The following is a 14,648-nucleotide window of genomic DNA, read 5'->3' as shown; positions in this document are numbered from 1 at the left end:
TCAGGCGGCCTCGAAGCGGTCGGGCGAAAAGGGTGACACGTCCTCGTTCGGCTGGCGTCCGAGCATCATGTCGGCGACAAGCCTCGCCGAAAGCGGGCCGAGCGTGTAGCCGGCGTCGCCGGGTATGGCCGCGAACAGCCCCGGCACCTGCCCGATGGGCCCGAGCACCCCCTTGCCGTCGACGGACGTGTTGATGCCGGCCCAGGTGCGGATGATCCTGAGCGGCGCGATCCGCGGCACGATGTGCTGCGCCAGCGTAGCATTGGCGACGAGGCTGGCGAGTTCGACGGTCGGATGCAACTGTTCGCCGGCAACGTGGGCCGGCCAGCCGCCGCCGATGACGATCTGGCCGGTGCCGAACTGCTTGAGTGTGATCATGCGGTCGGCATGCTGGATGAGATGGCCGATCAGCGGCGCGGCTGCCTCGGTGATGTTCATGTGCAGCGGTTCGGGCTCCGCCGGGATCGCAACGCCGAGCCCCGCAGCCAGCGCTTTGCTGCCGGAAGCGGCCGCCAGCACCACGCGGCCGGCTTTTATCCGGCCATTTCCCGTCTCGACGATGAAGCCTTGGCGCTCGCGCCTGACCGGCCCGGCGCTCTCGCCCTCCACCAGCACGACGCCCTTTTCGATGATCCAGCGGCGGATTGCGGCGTTGGCGAGCAGTGGATTGAGCTTGCCCTCATTGGCGCAGATCTCGGCGCCGACCACATCGGGTCCGAAATAGGGCGCGATGCGATCGAGTTCCGCACGATCGAGAACATCGACATCGAGCCCCAGTTCGCGCTCGCGCCTGGCCTTGATCTTCAGGAAATCGAGCTGGTCGCGTCTTTCCGCGACCATCAGGCCGCCGGTCATCTTCAGGTCGAAATCCGCCCCGAGCCGCGCCTGCATGGCCTGCCAGAAGGCAACCGCCTTGGGATAGAGCGGAAGCTGGCGCTCCATGCCCGGCACGTTCTGGGGGTAGAGGCGCATGAAGCGGCTCTGCATCTGGACATGAAGACTGCCGGCATTGGCGTTCGAGCCGCCGATGCGCCCGTCATCGATCAAGGCGACGCCGACACCGTCCTCGGCCAGAAAGCCTGCAAGGCATGAGCCGACGATGCCGCCGCCGATCACAACGACGTCGATGTCGCCGACAAGCGGATGCGCGGCGCCGGTCATTTGCGGTCAGCCCAGACGCGCCAGATCTTCGATCGCCACCGGCTTCACCGGCACGCGCGGCGCAAAACCGGTGAACTCGTCGCGTGCGCGGCCGAAGCGCTCGGCCAGCAAGGCATCGAGCACCGGCGCGCAATAGCGCCCCTGGCAGCGCCCCATGCCGACGCGCGTGCGCCGCTTCACCGCGCCGATGAGTTGCATCTCCTCGGCTAACGCCTCCTCGATCTGGCCGAAAGTGACCTCCTCGCAGCGGCAGAGCAACGTCTCCGGTGTCGCCAGCGTCGCCGAATAGGCGGGCGCCACATAAAGCGTCCACAGCGCCTGCTGGAAACGCCTGTGCCTTGCCAGATCGGATCGGGCTCGCCGCGCCTCGGCATCGAGGCTGGCGGACGGCGAGTGTCCCAGCGCGCGTGCCGCGGCAATTCCGACCAGCGCGCCCTCGGCAAGTGCTGCACGCGCCCCGCCAAGGCCAGTGCAGTCGCCCAGCGCGTAGACACCAGCCACGTCCGTCAGTCCGTCCGCGTCGCGGCGCGTCACCAATTGGCGGCGGACCGGGTCGAAATCATGCCCGCAACCCAGCGCCCGCAACAGCTCGTTCGACGGTTCGAAACCATAGCCGAGACAGAGCGCGTCGACCTCATATCGCACCTCCTCGCCACGGCCCGCGGCTGGCTGAAGTCTCACGCTGAGGCCTGTTGGCGTCTTTTCGACCCCGGCGACGATGGTGCCGTAGAGCATCGCAGCACCGCCGGAGCGCCGGATGCCATGATAGCGCAGGCCATCGCGGATCAGCGCCGGCGATGCCAGCGCCATGCTGGCCAGCGCACCCACCTTGGCGACACTCGGCCGTTGCGCTGCTTCCACCACAGCCACAACCCTGGCGCCGCCTTCGATAAGCTCGGCTGCAAGCTGAAGATTGAGCGGCCCGTTGCCGGCGATGAGCACGGTCTTGCCCGGCAGGCGGCGCGCCGTTCGCCACAAGGTCTGCGCGGCGCCCGTGGTCATCACGCCCGGCAGCGTCCAGCCCGGCACCGGCCATCCCCGTTCATAGGCGCCGGTGGCGACGATCGCGGCCTTGGGCAGCAGGCGCAGCATCCGTCCTTCGGCGGTCGCCGCATATTCGTTCGGCTCGAAGGCGCCCCACACCGTGACGCCGGACTTGATTTCGACACCGAGCCGGACAGCCGCTTCGATCAGCGCCGCCCCCTCGCGATGCTGCGCGTCGGGCGCGGATACGCCCTTGGGGCCGACGCTCAATTGCTTGAAATACTGGCCGCCGGCCTGGCTGCGTTCGTCGACGACAAGAACCTCGGCTCCCGCCTTCCGGGCGGCAATCGCCGCCGAAAGACCGCCCGGCCCGGCGCCGATGACGAGCAGTTCGGGCGTGCTGACCACGACGTCACCGATGGTGACGGGCGGATGGCCCTGTCCGGCTGCTACCAGCGGGCGGGCATGGGCCTCGCGGCGGACGGTGAGCGGCCGGTCGACCTTGGTCATGCAGGCGCGCTGGTTGGGTTTGCCGTCAATCTCGACAAGGCAATCCTGGCAGACGCCCATGCCGCAGAACAGGCCGCGTTCGGCCGCGCACCGCGTCGTGCGAAAAACGTTGACGCCATGGGCTGTGAGGGCTGCCGCCAGGCTTTCACCCGGGCGGGCCTCCACGGGAGCGCCTTCGAAATCGATGGTGATGGTGCCGGTCATGCTCCAAGCTCGGTCTTGCGGTGGCGGACAAGGCTCATCAGGCGGCGATCGCGCCAGGCGACGCGCTCGGCCCAGCGGTCCAGCGGCAACAGCGCCCGGCGCTGTGCCGCGACCTTTTCGACGAGGTCCGGCGTCCACGGGTCGTTCTGCCCCCGCTCCGCCCCCATGCGCTGGTAGGCCGGTCCCATCTTCTGCGCATGCGAGGCAATGCCGCCCTGCGTGTTCAGGTCGACCGTCTCGAACGGCCCGATCACCGACCAGCGCAGGCCGAGCCCGTCGCGCACGATGCGATCGACGTCCTCGACGGAAACGACACCGTCGCGCACCAGGCAATAGGCCTCGCGCAGCAGCGCGCCCTGAAGACGGTTGAACACGAAACCCTCGACCTCCTTGCGCACGAGAACCGGTGTCAGGCCGGCGCCGGCGAGAAGGTTTTGCGTGAACGCAATGGTCGCCTCGCTCGTGAAGGGAGCGGGCACGACCTCCGCGACCGGAATGAGGAAAGGCGGATTGCCGGGATGAACGACCAGCATCCGCGCCCGGCCCGGCAGGTCGGCGGCGAAAGCCGAGGCGGTGATCGCGGAAGAAGCGCTGGCCAGCACGGCTCCCGCCGGCGCCAGCCGGTCGAGTTCGGCAAACAGCGTCTGCTTCAGGGCAAGCTGTTCTGGCGCGCATTCCTGCACATAGGCGGCGTCCGCGACAGCGTCGGAAACGGTGGCGGTGATGGCAATCCGGCTCAGGATGGCGTCAGCCGGCTCGTCAAGCAGGCCGTAGCCGCTGAGATCATCAAGCCTTGCCTGCAGGATCTGCGCGATGGACTGGCGTCTTGCCGCATCGGGCTCGTTGAGGCGAACGGCATGTCCGGCGCGAGCGAAGACGATTGCAAAGGCGACACCGATGCTGCCGCCACCGATAACCGCGACGGATGTCCTCTGAGGCGCGGAATCGGAAGCGGGTGCTGTCATCGAATAAACCGTGGGGCTATGAAAAGCGACGGGAGGGCGGAGCAATCGTTGCGTTCGCATTGCGAACTTGTGTACACAGATTTACACTGCCCCGGATATTCCGCAAGCCGTTGGGCCGCGAGTTCTACAACCAAGCGACGGGAAACCATGCCTCCACTCCTCGATGGCCGTATTGCCTTGATCACCGGCGGATCGCGTGGCCTCGGCCTCGCCATCGCCGAGCGCTTCGCCGCCGAAGGGGCAGTCGGCCATGCGCTCGATCTCGCGCAAACCAGCGCGGGCGCGCAATTGCCTGCCGGCTTCAGCGCCACCGCCGTCGATGTCGGCGATGAGACGACGATTGCAGCGGCCATGCAAGCGGCGCTGCGCCAACACGGCCGCCTCGATGTCGTCGTTGCCAATGCCGGCCTCGTCCCGCCCTGGCGGGAGACCGAAAGCCTCGACATGGCCGAATGGGACCGCGTCATGGCCGTCAATGTGCGCGGTGTCGCCGCCACGATCAAGCACGCGACGCCGGCGATGAAGGCGAGCGGCGGCGCCATCATCGTCATGGCCTCCATCAACGCCTACCTCGCCCATCCCCGGCAGATGCTCTACACCGCCTCCAAGCACGCCGTGCTCGGCATCATCCGGGCGGCGGCGCGCGACCTCGGCCGGTTCGGCATCAGGGTCAACGGCATCGCGCCCGGTCCGATCGCGACGGACGCGCTCCTTGAGCGAATCCGCACGCGGGCGCGAAATGGCGGCCCGCCGGAGCAGGAGGCTTTGGCGGCACTTGCCGCCGACAATGCGTTGGCGCGGCTGGCGACTGCCGACGAAGTCGCCAAGGCAGCACTTTTCCTGGCAAGCGACCTGGCCAGCGGCATCAGCGGGGAACTGCTTCCCGTCGATGCCGGCCTCGCCTGACCCAATCTGGACCAACGCGTCCCTGGAACTGGAGCCCCTCATGCCGGATCTCGATGGCAAGACCATTCTCGTCACAGGCGCCTCCAAGGGCATCGGGGCGTCCATCGCCCGCATTGCCGGCGAGGCCGGCGCCTTCGTCATCGCCCATTATGGCTCCGATCTCGCCGGCGCCGAGGCTGCCCTGGCCGCGGTGCCTGCCGAACGAAAGCGCTTCGTCCAGGCCGATCTGCACGATCTCGATGCCGCCGAGAGATTGTGGGACGAGGCGCAGGCCTGGCGCGGCCGTGTCGATGTCTTCGTCAACAATGCCGCCATCATGCGCTGGAACGGCGGCATCGACGAAGACGACGCGACCTGGGACGCGGTGTGGGCCGAAACCTTGCAGGTCAACGTGCTGGCGCCGGCCCGCCTCGTGCGCCGGGCGGTCAAGCACTATCTCGCCAGCGGCGGCGGCATCCTCGTCACCATTTCGAGCTGGGGCGCGCAGCGCGGCGTGACCAACCCGGCAACGATGGCCTATGCCGCCTCCAAGGCGGCGGTGAAGGCCATGGCCCAGACAATTGCCCGGGCACATGCCCGCGACAACATCCTCACCTACATCATCGCCCCCGGCGTGGTCGGCACGCAGATGTCGGAGGCGTTCGCGGCAACCCAGGGCGGCACGGAGAAGGTCTTCGCCGGCCTTGCCATGGGCGAATGGGTGCCGCCCGACGACATCGGCCATCTCGTCGCCTTCCTCGCCACCGGCAAGTCGCGGCACCTTTCCGGCGCCACTCTCGACGTCAATGGTGCGACCTACATCCGTTAAGACGCGCTGATGTTCAGGTGGGGCCGGCCTGCAAATGGCGGCTTCCTGCGCTTCGCCGCATTTATCCAGAACCTTTTTCGCCGTGACGTTGCGGTGAACGCCGCCGCACGCCTGTGCTCAAATGTGCTATTTGCGCACAAACGTTCGTATAACGTACATTTCTGTTGACCGGAAGCACGTGTTTTGCCAGCATATGGATCGAAGGCTGGAGACAGAAGCGCATCAGCGCCAGGCGGCCCGTCAGAGGGAAACCATATGCCGGCCACGCCGGCAGAAGAGGACGATTTCATGCTGCGCAAACTCCTTTCCATCGCTTCCGCGGCGCTGATCGGCGGCGTCATGCTGGCCCAGACTGCGGACGCCCGTACGCTCGACCAGATCATTCAGGCCGGCACCATCCGCATCGGCGTCAATCCGAATTTCCCGCCGATGAGCTCCTACGGCAAGACCAACGAATTCGAAGGCTTCGACATCGATGTCGGCAACAAGATCGCCACCGCGCTCGGCGTGAAGGCCGAGTTCGTGCCGACGGAGACGGCGCAGCGCGTTCCGTATCTCGTGGCCGACCAGATCGACATTTCGCTCGGCGCGCTCACCCGCTCGGCCGAACGCGCCAAGCTCATCGATTTCACCGCGCCGCTGCACACGGAATCGATGGCGGTGCTCACCACCGACAAGAACAAGGCCGAGAAGTGGACCGACTTCAACAGCGACCAGTTCACGCTCGTCAACATGCGCGGCAACTGGTCGGTCGACTTCCTGAAGGAGAAGCTGCCCAACGCCAAGGTCCTGCTTGTCGAGACCAATGCCGACACCGTCCGCGCCATTGCCCAGGGGCGAGGCGATGCGCTCATCGAGAATGTCGACTTCTTCCTCGCCTTCACCAAAAGCTATCCCGACATCAAATGGCGCACGCTCAACGACACGATCTTCGTCAATTACGATGCGATCGGCGTGTCGAAGGGCAATGACGGCTTGCGGCAGTTCCTCAATGTCCTGCTCTACGACCTTCATTCCAGCAACTACGTCAACGACACCTGGCAGAAATGGTATGGCCAGCCGATGCTGAAGCCGATCGTTGCCAATCCGTACTTCTGAAAGCAGACACCCGGCTCACTCTTTTGATAGAGTGAGCCGGGTAGAGGCGTTGCGCGGCGGCCTGCGCGGCAGCGTGGAATACCCCGAGAGAGATGGAGGCCGCGGCAGTTGAACTACACATTCCAATTCGGCGTCGTCTTCGCCCAACTGCCCTACCTGCTTGGCGGGGCGTTGCTGACGCTCGAAGTGGCGTTTCTGTCCTTTTGGCTGGGCGCCGTGATCGGCCTCTTCGGCGCGCTGGGCAAGATGTATGGCGGCCGTGCGATACGCTGGCTGATCAACGCCTATGTCGTGTTCTTCACCAACACGCCGGCCCTGGTTCAGATCTTCTTCCTGTTCTATGCGTTGCCCGATGTCGGCATCCTTTTGGCGCCGATGACGGCGGTGGTCATCGGCCTGACGCTGAATTCCGGCGCCTATCTCACCGACATCCTGCGCGCCGGCATCCTCTCCGTTCGCCGCGAGGAGATCGAGACCGCGCAGGTTCTGGGCATGTCAGGCCCGCAGATGGTGCGGTTCGTCATCCTGCCCCACATCGCCAAGACCATCTACGCGCCGCTCAGCAATTTCTTCATCTGGCTGGTGCTCGGCAGTTCGCTCGCGGCGATCTTCGGCGTCGAGGAACTCACCGGCCGGGCGATCAACATCTCGACCCAGAACCTTCGCACCATCGAGACCTTTTCGGTCATCGCCGTGATCTACATCGCGCTGACCTTCATCGCCTCGATCGCGCTGGCGCTGGTCGGGCGCTGGGCCTTCCGCGTCCGGGCGAGGATCTTCTGATGTGGGAGCGGATCGTCCAGGAAGCGCCCGACTTCTTCACCTATTACAACGCCATCTTCGTGCTCCAGGCGATGGGGCGCACGCTGGCCCTCACCGTCGTCGGCTGCGTCGCCGGCTTCATCTTCGGCTTCGCCATCGCCGCCATAAGGTCGACGCGGGCGCGCGCGCTGTTGCCTTTGCGGCTTCTCGTCACCGTCTATGTCGAGATTTTCAGGCGCATCCCTTTCCTGGTCATCCTGTTCATCGTCATGTTCGGCATCCAGGCTGTCAGCCGCGGCATATCGCTGTTCGCCATCGCGCTGATTTCGATCTGCATGGTGGCGACGGCCTTCATGTCCGAGATCATCCGCGCCGGCATGGAGTCCGTGCCGAAGATGCAGCGAGAAGCCGCGGAAGCCATGAATTTCGGTTTCATGCGCACGCTGCTTCTCGTCGTCCTGCCGCAGGCGTGGAAGGTGATCCTGCCGCCGGGCTTCGCCTTCATGGTGATGTTCATCAAGGACACCGCGCTCGTCTCGCAGATGGGTGTCGTCGAGCTTGCCTTCACCGGCAAGATGTTCGTCGGGCGTGGCTTTTCGCCCTTTCTTGTCTACGGAACCGTCCTTGCCGGCTATTTCGTGATGTCCTATCCGCTCAGCCGCCTCGGCGCCTATCTGGAGAACCGCCTTGCCACTTCTCGAAGCAGAGAATCTATCCAGCGCGTATGGACGGGTCCCGGTCCTGTCCAAAGTGAACCTGTCGGTGAACAAGGGTGAGGTGATCAGCCTTATCGGTCCCTCCGGTTCCGGCAAGAGCACCTTCCTGCGTGTGCTGATGGGGCTTTTGCCGCCGACGGCCGGCGAGGTGCGCATCGATGGCGGACGCATCGACTACCGCTCGCGAGCCCAGTTGCGGGCCATGCGCGACCGCATGGCGATCGTCTTCCAGCAGTATAATCTGTTCCAGAACATGGACGTGCTGCGCAACGTCACCATCGCGCCGATCAAGATCAAGAAACGCCCCAGGGCCGATGTCGAGCGCGAAGCCACCGCCCTTCTGCTGAAGGTCGGCTTGGCCGAGAAGCATCATGCCTATCCCGACGAGCTCTCGGGCGGCCAGCAGCAACGCGTCGCGATCGCGCGGGCGCTCGCGCTGAAACCCGAGATACTGCTGCTCGATGAAGTGACCGCAGCGCTCGATCCCGAGCTGGTCACCGAAGTGCTTGACACCATCCGCTCGCTGGCCAGCGAAGGCATCACCATGCTCATCGTCTCGCACGAAATGGCCTTCGTGCGCGAAGTCTCGACCCGCGTCGTCATGATGGACAAGGGGCAGGTCGTCGAGATCGGCTCGCCGGCCGAGATCTTCGGCAGCCCGAAGGAAGCGCGCACCAGGGAGTTCGTCGGCAAGATACTTCGTCATTGATGCATGTCGCCCAAAAGTGTGCAGCGGTTTTGGGGCAACGACATGCACAAAATAGAGACCCTATTGTTTGGGCAGGAACGGCCTCAGATCGACATCCACCGGCGGCGTCGCGCCTTGCACCAGGCTGGCGACGATCCGGGCCGCGATCGGTCCGGCGGTGAAGCCCATCCAGGGAAAGAAATTGACGAAGAAACCCGGCATTCCTTGTATCTCGCCGAGGATCGGCTTCCAGTCGTCCGTGCCGTTGACGGTCGCGGCCCAGGTGCGCACGATTCTGATGTCGGCAAGCGCCGGCACGACCTGGACTGCGACCGCGAGATTGCGTGCCAACGAGTCCGGATCGGCGACCGGGTTGCCATGGCGTCCGTAGCGCGCCGGCCAGCCGCCGCCGATGAGGATCGTGCCGGCGCCATTCTGCTTCAGCGTCAGCTTTTCGCCGGTGAAGTAGACGAGATGCGGCACCAGCGCGCCGACCTGTTCGGTCGCGCTGACCTGGATCGGAAAGCCCTGGACATCGGCGAGTTCGATGCCGAGCATCGCCGCAATGTCGCCGGTTTCGGCGCCGGCCGCGTCGACAATGCGCGCCGCTTTCAGAACGCCTCTGTTCGTCGCAACCGCAAAGCTGCCGTCACCCTCGCGCGTAATGGCCTTGACGGCGGTGTGGCGCAGGATCTTCGCGCCGGCGCGTTCCGCGGCCGCGGCGAAGGCTGGCGCCACCAGGAACGGGTTGGCCTTGCCCTCGTCGGGACAAAAGGCGCCGCCGACAATATGGTCGGCGAGATAGGGCGCAAGCTTGTGCAGCGCGGCGCGATCGAGGAGATCGACCTTGAGCCCCTGTTCTCGCTCGAACGCGACCTTGCGTTCGATGTCGCGCATCTGCTCCGCATTGGGTGCGACCAGCAGGCCGCCTTTCAGCGAGACTTCGAGATCGGCCCCGAGAAGCTCGGGCAGCTCGCGCCACATTTCGATGGAGCGGGCCAGCAAGCCGATCGTCGGCGAGAAAATGCGCGCCCAATCCTCGCCCTTGTTGATGAAGGGATCATGCGGGATCTGCGCATGCAGGCTGCCGGCATTGGACCCCGAAGCAAGCGTGTTGAGATCCGAGCGCTCGACCAGGGTGACCGGCACGCCATCGGTGGCCAGGTAATAGGCGGTCGCGCATCCGGTGAGCCCGCCGCCAATCACGATCACGTCCGACATAGAGGCCCCACAAGAGAAATCACGAACCGCTTGCCTACATTAATTCGTTCGCTATAGTAACAATCGTTCGCTGTGTGAACGCACCTTTTGCGGTGGAGCCTGATATTGGACGCACCGGCGGCGAGGTGCCGCCATCCGCGTTCAGCCTATGCCCATCGACCGATTTTCGTACCAACCATCAGCGTCCCAGCTCAACCTCCCAATTCGGAAGACCCTCATGGCCAAGCAGTTCCGCGGCAGTCACACCGTCACCGTCACGCCCTTTACGCCGGATGGCGATGGCATCGACGAAGCGGCGCTCAAGCGTTTTCTCGACTGGCAGATCGCCTGTGGCGTGCCAGGAGTTATCATCCTTGGCACGACGGGGGAATTCCTGACTGTCAGCGACGACGAGCGTCAACGCTATGTGGAAACCACGGTCAAGCATGTTGCCGGCCGTATGCAGGTCATGGTCGGCACGATGAATGCCTATACGCCAAACGCCGTGCGCTACAGCAAGGAGGCCGAGGCGCTCGGCGCCGACGGTCTGATGATCGCTCCGCCTTACTATTATACCCCCACGCATGACGAGATATTCAACTACTACAAGGCCATCTCGGAAGCGGTGACCATCCCGATCATGCTCTACAACAATCCGGTGACGACGAATGTCGATATGCCGGCCAAGCTCGTGGCCAAATTGACCAAGGCCTTCGAGAATGTGCGCTATATCAAGGAAGCGAGCATGAATGTCGGCCGCGTCTTCGACATCGTCGAACTGACCGAAGGCGTGATGAACGTCTTTGCCGGCGAGCGGATCGTCGAGAGCTACCGCCTCGGCGCCGTCGGTTATGTGAACCCTTATGGCAACTACATTCCGCGCGCCTCGTCGCGCATCTGGGATTTCCTCGTTGCCGGACGCCTTGAGGATGCCCAGGCCATCCAGGCCCTGATCAACAGGATGGACCACATCATCGCCGAGGGCCATCCGACCTATGGCCATCAATGCTACTCGAAGGCTTTGGCGGCGGCAGCCGGCTACCTCGTCGGCGACGTGCGCGCGCCGCTGACGAAATTCGCCGAGCTCGGCGCTGAAGGCGTATCGCGGCGCGAAAAGCTGGTGGCGATCATGGGCGAACTCGACGCGCTGATGGACCGGCTGCAGGCCAAGGCCGCCTGAAGAGATCCCTCGGCACTTGGCTCCTCAAAGCGGTCGTGGACTATCACGTCGGCGATCGCCCCATAACGATGCCGTCCTGGCCCTGATCGCCAAGGCGAAGGCCGTTTCGTGCCTGCCTCTTCAACCCAATCCGTCCGCATGGCGCACAAAAAGTCTTAAATCGAACCTTCTGCTGGCCAAGGGCGATAGGCGCATGTATGTTCGGATGTCGCACGTGGCGGAGGGTGTATGGATTCGGGACTGCGCATCCGTGATGGAGATCTGATCGCCGGCTTCGTCAAGGGTCTGTCGGTGATCGAGACCTTCGACCAGCAGCGGCACAAGCTCAGCATCGCCGATGTCGCCCGCCTGACCGGGCTCGAACGGGCGTCGGCGCGCCGTTGCCTTTTGACGCTCGTCCATGGCGGCTATGCCGAGTTCGACGGCAAGTTCTTCCGGCTGACGCCGCGCGTTCTCAAGCTGGGCTATGCCTATCTGTCCTCGACGCCCTTGCCCGGCATCATCCAGCCCTATCTCGAGCAGCTCTCCGAGGCGATCCACGAATCCTCGTCGGCATCCATTCTCGACGCCAGCGAGATCGTCTATGTCGCCCGTTCGGCACAGCGGCGCGTCATGCTCATCGGCCTGAATGTCGGCAGCCGCCTGCCAGCCTATTGCGCCTCGATGGGACGCGTCCTGCTGGCGGCGCTGCCCGAGGACCAGGCCCGCCGCCGGCTGGAAGCGACCAAACGCGAAAAGCTGACGCCCAAGACCCTGACCGGTATCGGCGACCTGATGAAGGAACTCGGCCGCGTCCGCAGCCAGGGCTATGCGCTGATGGACGAGGAACTCGAGATCGGCTTGCGCTCGATCGCGGTGCCGATCTTCGACAGCCGCGGCAGCGTCGTCGCCGCGGCCAATGTCGGCGTGCAGGCCTCGCGCATGTCGTCCGAGATGTTGATCAGCGACGTGCTGCCTCGCCTGCTCGCCCTGCAGGGCGAATTGAGGAAGCTGCTGGGCTGACAGGCGCTGAAAACGTGCGGCACGGGTGCCGAGACGCGGCTAACCTTCCGCGCGCGCGGTGGGGCGCGGTTCACCAAGAGTGCGGCCGCGCGCCCGGTCACGGGCATCGCGGGTTCCGCCAGATTGTTCCGCACCGCGTTCTGCCGCGCGCACACCTCCAATGCGAGATTTGTCACCGTTGCTACGGGCTTTCCCGCTATCTCCATGCCCTTCAGCCGCGCCCGGACGCGCAGCTGTTCGGCGACCCTGGGGTCGAGCAGCCCGCGGGCTTTTGGAGATTAGAAACCGCTTCAAACTGCGCCGCCGCCGCGATACGGTCGAAACCATGTCTCAATCCACAGCCTTCACGGCCCGCCGCGATCAGATGTTCCCCACGCTTGGTGAGGCCGACATCGAGCGCATGCGCCGTTTCGGGCAGGCCAGTTCCTATACCGCGGGCGAGCTCATCGTCAAAGCCGGCGACGTGGCGCCGGGCCTGGTCGTCGTCCTGTCGGGCAAGGTGGACATTACGCAGAGTGGCCTCGGCCGGCGCGAGATAATCGTCACCCACGAGGCGGGCAACTTCGTCGGCGAACTGGCGCAGCTTTCGGCCCGCCCCTCGCTGGTCAACGCGGAGGCGATCGAACCGGTGCAGGCGGTCGTCATCGCCTCGCAAAGGTTGCGCGATCTGATGGTGCAGGAGGCCAATCTCGGCGAGCGGATCATGCGGGCGTTGATCCTGCGCCGTGTCGGCCTGCTCGAGAGCGGTTCCAGCGGACCGGTCATTATCGGCTCTCTCGACAGTGGCGACGTCTTGCGGCTGCAGGGTTTCCTGGCCCGCAGCGGCCAGCCCTACCGCGCGCTCGATGCCGGCACCGATCCATGCGCCAGAACCCTGGTCGAGCGCTTCCAGGTCGATCCCCACCATTTGCCGATCGTGCTCTGTCCGAACGGCAAGCTGCTGCACAATCCCGGCGAGAATGAGCTCGCCCGCTGCATCGGCCTGTTGCGGCCGATCGATGCCGGCAAGCTCTACGACGTGGCCATTGTCGGCGCCGGCCCGGCGGGGCTGGCGGCTTCGGTCTATGCGGCGTCCGAAGGCCTGTCGACGATCGTGCTCGATTGCCGCGCCTTCGGCGGACAGGCGGGTGCCTCCTCGCGCATCGAGAACTATCTTGGCTTCCCGACCGGCATTTCGGGAATGGCGCTGATGGCGCGCGCCTACAACCAGGCGCAGAAGTTCGGCGTCGAAATGGTCATACCCGACGAGGCCAGGCTGCTGAATGGCGCGGCCGGCACGGCCGGTTACACGCTGGATGTCGGCGACGGCGAGACCGTGCGGGCGCGCACCGTCGTGATCGCCAGCGGCGCGCGCTATCGCCGCCTCGATATCGCCAATTTGGCTGAGTTCGAGGGAACGTCCGTGCATTATTGGGCCTCGCCCATCGAAGCGCGGTTGTGCGCGGGGCAGGAAGTGGCGCTGGTCGGCGCCGGCAATTCGGCCGGCCAGGCGGCAGTCTATCTGGCCAGCCATGTCGGCAAGGTGTGGCTGCTGGCGCGCGGCAGCAGTCTGGATGCCAGCATGTCGCGCTATCTGGTCGAGCGCATCCGGGCGCAGCCCAACATCGAGGTGCTGACCGGGACTGAGATCGAGGCGCTGGACGGCCACGAGGGCAATCTTGCCACAGTGCGCTGGCGCGACCGCGAAAGCGGCGTGGCGACGACCCACCCGATCCGCCATCTCTTCCTGTTCATCGGCGCCGACCCGAACACCGACTGGCTCGCCAACTGCAACGTGGCGCTGGACGCCAGGGGCTTCGTTCGTACCGGGCCGGATATAGGACCGACGCATACCTTGCAGGAGACCAGTCGCAGCGGCGTGTTCGCTATCGGCGACGTGCGCTCCGGCTCGGTCAAACGCGTCGCGGCCGCCGTCGGCGAAGGCGCCCAGGTGGTGGCGGCACTGCACGCATATCTGGCGCAAGGCTAATGCATGTCGCCCAAAAGCATGTCCTCAGGCTTGACCCGAGGGTGTGCAGCGGTTTGGGGCAACGAGATGCATAAGACAAAGACTTGAAGCGCATTGCGCGTATCACACGCGACGCACCACGGCACCCGAACCGGTCAGGAGATTGTGATGGCGGATGAATGCAGACATGCAGGCGATATCAGGGATGTGACGCCGAGCGCGCTCGGCTGCGAGGAGTGTCTGAAGAGCGGTTCGCAATGGGTGCATCTGCGGCTATGCCGCACTTGCGGCCATGTCGGCTGCTGCGACGACTCGCCCAACCGCCACGCCACAAAACACTTCCACGCCACCCGCCATCCGGTCATCGAAGGCTACGACCCGCCGGAAGGTTGGGGCTGGTGCTATATCGACGAGGTCTTTCTGGACCTCGGCGACCGCACCACCCCGCAGAACGGCCCGATCCCAAAGTTTTATTGAAGGTGCAGTCTACGCCATCAAAGAGGACGTCTGTTCTTG

General features: G+C 65.0%; 14 protein-coding genes. 10 read left to right on the top strand and 4 right to left on the bottom strand.

The annotated features are described in order from the left end of the window. Genes AC0L2H_RS06115 through AC0L2H_RS06105 form a run of 3 tightly spaced genes read right to left on the bottom strand, consistent with a single transcriptional unit; the run spans position 1 to position 3,824 of the window. Positions 1 to 1,161 carry an NAD(P)/FAD-dependent oxidoreductase gene (locus AC0L2H_RS06115; protein ID WP_473589355.1) on the bottom strand — a complete coding sequence of 387 codons (1,161 nt, stop codon included), beginning with the start codon at positions 1,159 to 1,161 and terminating at the stop codon, positions 1 to 3. A 6-nt stretch (positions 1,162 to 1,167) separates the two neighbouring features. After that, complete coding sequence (locus AC0L2H_RS06110) at positions 1,168 to 2,859, bottom strand: 2Fe-2S iron-sulfur cluster-binding protein (RefSeq protein ID WP_473589354.1); 1,692 nt, start codon at positions 2,857 to 2,859, stop codon at positions 1,168 to 1,170. Then, a complete protein-coding gene (locus AC0L2H_RS06105; protein ID WP_473589353.1) occupies positions 2,856 to 3,824 on the bottom strand; it encodes a 3-hydroxyacyl-CoA dehydrogenase in 969 nt (322 codons plus the stop codon). Before AC0L2H_RS06105 ends, AC0L2H_RS06110 begins: the two co-directional genes overlap by 4 nt. A gap of 147 nt (positions 3,825 to 3,971) precedes the next feature. Between AC0L2H_RS06105 and AC0L2H_RS06100 the strand changes: the two genes are divergently transcribed. From AC0L2H_RS06100 to AC0L2H_RS06075, 6 genes are all read left to right on the top strand, one after another. Then, the gene (locus AC0L2H_RS06100) at positions 3,972 to 4,730 is read left to right on the top strand and encodes an SDR family NAD(P)-dependent oxidoreductase (RefSeq protein ID WP_473589352.1); all 759 of its coding nucleotides are present in this window, start codon (positions 3,972 to 3,974) and stop codon (positions 4,728 to 4,730) included. Between the two features lie 40 nt (positions 4,731 to 4,770). Continuing rightward, positions 4,771 to 5,538: an SDR family NAD(P)-dependent oxidoreductase gene (locus tag AC0L2H_RS06095; protein ID WP_473589351.1), complete on the top strand. Its 768-nt coding sequence runs from the start codon at positions 4,771 to 4,773 to the stop codon at positions 5,536 to 5,538. 288 nt (positions 5,539 to 5,826) lie between these two features. After that, positions 5,827 to 6,636, top strand: coding sequence for a transporter substrate-binding domain-containing protein (locus AC0L2H_RS06090; protein ID WP_473589350.1), 810 nt, complete (start codon positions 5,827 to 5,829; stop codon positions 6,634 to 6,636). A gap of 108 nt (positions 6,637 to 6,744) precedes the next feature. Beyond that, positions 6,745 to 7,419: an amino acid ABC transporter permease gene (locus AC0L2H_RS06085; RefSeq protein ID WP_473589349.1), complete on the top strand. Its 675-nt coding sequence runs from the start codon at positions 6,745 to 6,747 to the stop codon at positions 7,417 to 7,419. Next, positions 7,419 to 8,174, top strand: coding sequence for an amino acid ABC transporter permease (locus AC0L2H_RS06080; protein WP_473589348.1), 756 nt, complete (start codon positions 7,419 to 7,421; stop codon positions 8,172 to 8,174). Before AC0L2H_RS06085 ends, AC0L2H_RS06080 begins: the two co-directional genes overlap by 1 nt. Beyond that, positions 8,086 to 8,823 carry an amino acid ABC transporter ATP-binding protein gene (locus tag AC0L2H_RS06075; protein WP_107652496.1) on the top strand — a complete coding sequence of 246 codons (738 nt, stop codon included), beginning with the start codon at positions 8,086 to 8,088 and terminating at the stop codon, positions 8,821 to 8,823. Before AC0L2H_RS06080 ends, AC0L2H_RS06075 begins: the two co-directional genes overlap by 89 nt. 60 nt (positions 8,824 to 8,883) lie before the next feature. Here the strand turns inward: AC0L2H_RS06075 and AC0L2H_RS06070 are convergent, their stop codons facing one another. After that, positions 8,884 to 10,023: an NAD(P)/FAD-dependent oxidoreductase gene (locus AC0L2H_RS06070; RefSeq protein WP_473589347.1), complete on the bottom strand. Its 1,140-nt coding sequence runs from the start codon at positions 10,021 to 10,023 to the stop codon at positions 8,884 to 8,886. A gap of 217 nt (positions 10,024 to 10,240) precedes the next feature. On the opposite strand from AC0L2H_RS06070, the gene AC0L2H_RS06065 reads away from it, so the two are divergent. The 4 genes from AC0L2H_RS06065 to AC0L2H_RS06050 all read left to right on the top strand — a co-directional run bounded on the left by AC0L2H_RS06065 (position 10,241) and on the right by AC0L2H_RS06050 (position 14,609). Further along, a complete protein-coding gene (locus tag AC0L2H_RS06065) occupies positions 10,241 to 11,182 on the top strand; it encodes a dihydrodipicolinate synthase family protein (RefSeq protein ID WP_473589346.1) in 942 nt (313 codons plus the stop codon). A 246-nt stretch (positions 11,183 to 11,428) separates the two neighbouring features. Continuing rightward, positions 11,429 to 12,184, top strand: a complete 756-nt coding sequence (locus tag AC0L2H_RS06060; RefSeq protein WP_473589477.1) for an IclR family transcriptional regulator domain-containing protein — start codon at positions 11,429 to 11,431, stop codon at positions 12,182 to 12,184. Between the two features lie 325 nt (positions 12,185 to 12,509). Beyond that, complete coding sequence (locus tag AC0L2H_RS06055; RefSeq protein WP_473589345.1) at positions 12,510 to 14,153, top strand: FAD-dependent oxidoreductase; 1,644 nt, start codon at positions 12,510 to 12,512, stop codon at positions 14,151 to 14,153. 147 nt (positions 14,154 to 14,300) lie between these two features. Continuing rightward, the gene (locus AC0L2H_RS06050; RefSeq protein ID WP_473589344.1) at positions 14,301 to 14,609 is read left to right on the top strand and encodes a UBP-type zinc finger domain-containing protein; all 309 of its coding nucleotides are present in this window, start codon (positions 14,301 to 14,303) and stop codon (positions 14,607 to 14,609) included. Positions 14,610 to 14,648: the final 39 nt, after the last annotated feature.

The organism is Mesorhizobium sp. WSM4871 (assembly GCF_055811295.1).
The sequence above is the reverse complement of the archived record's forward strand: the minus strand, read 5'-3'. Positions and strand labels throughout refer to the sequence as shown.

What these genes read in the sequence shown, in the direction of transcription:
- AC0L2H_RS06115 (WP_473589355.1), bottom strand. Translation starts at nt 1,161, where the DNA reads ATGACCGGCGCCGCGCATCCGCTTGTCGGCGACATCGACGTCGTTGTG.
- AC0L2H_RS06110 (WP_473589354.1), bottom strand. Translation starts at nt 2,859, where the DNA reads ATGACCGGCACCATCACCATCGATTTCGAAGGCGCTCCCGTGGAGGCC.
- AC0L2H_RS06105 (WP_473589353.1), bottom strand. Translation starts at nt 3,824, where the DNA reads ATGACAGCACCCGCTTCCGATTCCGCGCCTCAGAGGACATCCGTCGCG.
- AC0L2H_RS06100 (WP_473589352.1), top strand. Translation starts at nt 3,972, where the DNA reads ATGCCTCCACTCCTCGATGGCCGTATTGCCTTGATCACCGGCGGATCG.
- AC0L2H_RS06095 (WP_473589351.1), top strand. Translation starts at nt 4,771, where the DNA reads ATGCCGGATCTCGATGGCAAGACCATTCTCGTCACAGGCGCCTCCAAG.
- AC0L2H_RS06090 (WP_473589350.1), top strand. Translation starts at nt 5,827, where the DNA reads ATGCTGCGCAAACTCCTTTCCATCGCTTCCGCGGCGCTGATCGGCGGC.
- AC0L2H_RS06080 (WP_473589348.1), top strand. Translation starts at nt 7,419, where the DNA reads ATGTGGGAGCGGATCGTCCAGGAAGCGCCCGACTTCTTCACCTATTAC.
- AC0L2H_RS06070 (WP_473589347.1), bottom strand. Translation starts at nt 10,023, where the DNA reads ATGTCGGACGTGATCGTGATTGGCGGCGGGCTCACCGGATGCGCGACC.
- AC0L2H_RS06065 (WP_473589346.1), top strand. Translation starts at nt 10,241, where the DNA reads ATGGCCAAGCAGTTCCGCGGCAGTCACACCGTCACCGTCACGCCCTTT.
- AC0L2H_RS06055 (WP_473589345.1), top strand. Translation starts at nt 12,510, where the DNA reads ATGTCTCAATCCACAGCCTTCACGGCCCGCCGCGATCAGATGTTCCCC.
- AC0L2H_RS06050 (WP_473589344.1), top strand. Translation starts at nt 14,301, where the DNA reads ATGGCGGATGAATGCAGACATGCAGGCGATATCAGGGATGTGACGCCG.